The sequence below is a fragment of the Komagataeibacter intermedius TF2 genome (assembly GCF_000964425.1).
Classification (GTDB): domain Bacteria; phylum Pseudomonadota; class Alphaproteobacteria; order Acetobacterales; family Acetobacteraceae; genus Komagataeibacter; species Komagataeibacter intermedius.
Genome location: NZ_BANF01000047.1, coordinates 1 through 780, shown reverse-complemented (window position 1 = coordinate 780; position 780 = coordinate 1). Strand labels below are relative to the sequence as shown.

General features: G+C 55.3%; 1 protein-coding gene and 1 pseudogene. One reads left to right on the top strand and one right to left on the bottom strand.

Going from position 1 to position 780, the window contains the following annotated elements; all coding sequences use genetic code 11:
* A partial coding sequence (locus B7449_RS08645; RefSeq protein ID WP_048883570.1) for an SDR family oxidoreductase occupies positions 1 to 417 on the bottom strand: 417 nt, incomplete at its 3' end.
* 139 nt (positions 418 to 556) lie between these two features.
* On the opposite strand from B7449_RS08645, the pseudogene B7449_RS08640 reads away from it, so the two are divergent.
* Positions 557 to 780: pseudogene (locus B7449_RS08640) on the top strand (AraC family transcriptional regulator); the annotation flags it as partial.

The window sequence follows — 780 nt, the reverse complement described above, 5'->3', positions numbered from 1 at the left end:
ATGGCCCGAATGCTGTGCGATCATCTGTGGAAGAACCGCCGCCGCTGCATTGAGGACACCAGACACGTTTACGTCCACCATACGCTGCCATTCATCCACTTTCAGGCTGTCAACGTTGGACAGGGGCATCAGGCCCGCGTTGTTGACCAGCACATCAATCCTGCCGAACCGGGCGATGAGGAAATCTACCGCAGCCTTGCATGACGCCAGATCTGTCACGTCGGTTGGAAGGGCAACGGCTTTGCCGCCTACCTCGGTGATTTCCGTCACCAGTGCGTCCAGACGGTCCTTGCGCCGTGCTGCCAGACCGACAATAACGCCTTCTGTCGCAAGTTTGCGTGCTGTTGCCGCGCCTATCCCGCTGGAGGCTCCGGTAACAAGAGCGACCTTACCTTTGATACTCATGATAATCTCCACACAATCTGTTTAAAAAGATCAGAAAACATGTAGAGACTACGGGAACTGGCTTCTCTCGTAATCTTGCTGAAACCATTGTGATTTTGCGATTTTGTAAGTTGATCGGGACAATTCACGGCACGGCTGAAAGGTAAACCGGATGTTGCATCCGCATCGTTCTTCGCTGCATGCCGCCAGTTATGCCCTCGAGGACCGTATTCCGGGCCGAAAGATCGCGCAAAGCCAGGGAGGGGCATGGAAAGAGGCAGAGGCGCAGATATTCCGCCGACCGCAACACGAAGATGAAGTGCTGGTCCCGGCCGTGGCCGAGCCCTTACTTGTCTGGATCATCTCGGGAGAAGCGCAGATCGAGGAACGAGAACT